We start from the raw sequence: 1979 nt of genomic DNA, 5'->3' as shown, positions 1-1979 counted from the left end.
TCGGTCGGCCGTCCGCGCGGCGCGACCAGCGGACAGCCATGCAGATCCAGCGCATGGATCATCATCAGATTGTCGCCGTGGCCGAAATCCTCGACGGTCAGGCCTTCGGCATCGATCAGCCGGCCGTCCTCAGCACGCACAGCGGTGAAACGGCGGGCGCGGTCGGCATAAGCTGAGGGATCGTTGGAATAGCCCAGGCAGAATTTGCTGCGGCCAGCCATGTAGCCGAGCTCGTAGACGGTTCCGGCATCGGCGCCGGGGCCACGGAACGGCGTGAGATTGGCGATGATCGCGTCGGCCGCGTTCATCATCGCCTCGTTGCCGCTGTAGATGTCGAGCGACACCGTGTGCGCAGCGAGATCGATGGTGTTGTCGAGCGGATAAAGCCCGCCCAGACCAAATTGCGCGCAGATCGCAACTTTGCGGCGGCCGACCTCAAGAGCGTCCGGCAGGAACACGTCGGGACCTGCCAGATACACTTTCCTCATCGTCGATCACCGCGAACGCGGCTCAGGCGAGCTTCACGGTTTCCGTCTTGGCGTCCTTGCCGAGCGTCTCGAACACCTTGGCGACGATGCCCTTGGCATCGAGGCCGGCGCGGCCATACATCGCCGCCGGCGTGTCGTGGTCCTGGAACACGTCGGGCAGCACCATGGAGCGGAAACGCACCATGCCGGTGTCCAGCACACCCTGGTCGGTCAGGTACTGTGCGACATGCGATCCGAAGCCGCCGACCGAGCCTTCCTCGATCGTGATCAGGACGTCGTGGTCGCGGGCGAGCTTGAGCACCAGCTCCGTGTCGAGCGGTTTCATGAAGCGCGCATCCGCGATCGAGGTCGAGAGACCATGAGCTGCAAGCTCGTCGGCCGCTTTCTCGCATTCGGCGAGACGGGTGCCGAAGGAGAGCAGGGCAATCTTGCTGCCCTGGCGGATCATGCGACCCTTGCCGACCTCGAGGGGAATACCGACTTCCGGCATTTCGACGCCGCGGCCTTCGCCGCGCGGATAGCGCACTGCGCTCGGCTTGTCGTTGATCGCGACCTGGGTGGCCACCATATGCACGAGTTCGGCCTCGTCGGAGGCGGCCATGATCACCATGTTCGGCAGACAGCCGAGATAGGCGTTGTCGAACGAGCCGGCATGGGTGGCGCCGTCGGCGCCGACCAGACCGGCGCGGTCGATCGCGAATCGCACCGGCAGCGACTGAATCGCGACATCGTGCACGATCTGGTCGTAGCCGCGCTGCAGGAAGGTCGAGTAGATCGCGCAGAATGGCTTGTAGCCCTCGGAGGCGAGGCCGGCGGCAAAGGTCACCGCGTGCTGCTCGGCGATGCCGACATCGAAGGTGCGCTTCGGGAAGGCTTTGTTGAAGATGTCAATGCCGGTGCCGGACGGCATCGCAGCGGTGATGCCGACGATCTTGTCGTCCTTCTCGGCCTCCTTGACCAAGCTCTGACCGAATACGTTCTGATATTGCGGCGCGTTGGGCTTGGCTTTGGCCTGGGTGCCGGTGGCGATGTCGAACTTGGCCACCGCGTGATACTTGTCGGCGGCAGCCTCCGCCGGCGAATAGCCTTTGCCCTTCTGCGTGACGACATGGACCAGGATCGGGCCGGTCTCCATGTCGCGCACGTTCTTGAGCACCGGCAGCAGGTGGTCGAGATTGTGGCCGTCGATCGGACCGACATAATAGAACCCGAGTTCCTCGAACAGCGTGCCGCCATCCATCATGAAGCCGCGGGAATATTCTTCGACGCGGTTGGCCCGGTTGGCGATCACCTTCGGCAGGCGGTCGTTGATCTGCTTGGCGACTTCGCGCAGCGTGCGATAGGTCTTGCCCGAGTAGAGGCGGGACAGATAGGCCGACATGGCGCCGACCGGCGGCGCGATCGACATGTCGTTGTCATTGAGGATCACGATCAGGCGGGAGTTCATCGCGCCCGCATTGTTCATGGCCTCATAGGCCATGCCGGCGGACA

2 protein-coding genes are annotated in these 1979 nt (G+C 63.9%); both read right to left on the bottom strand.

Annotated elements, in window-relative coordinates:
• Positions 1 to 488 (bottom strand): nucleoside 2-deoxyribosyltransferase (locus WA702_RS06920; protein WP_425109788.1); only part of this gene is annotated, 488 nt, incomplete at its 3' end.
• 22 nt (positions 489 to 510) lie between these two features.
• The coding region (gene dxs / locus WA702_RS06915; RefSeq protein WP_425109787.1) for a 1-deoxy-D-xylulose-5-phosphate synthase at positions 511 to 1979 on the bottom strand (1469 nt) is incomplete at its 5' end.

The organism is Bradyrhizobium sp. (genome assembly GCF_049798375.1).
Taxonomy (GTDB): domain Bacteria; phylum Pseudomonadota; class Alphaproteobacteria; order Rhizobiales; family Xanthobacteraceae; genus Bradyrhizobium.
This window is presented reverse-complemented; position numbering and strand designations above follow the sequence as displayed.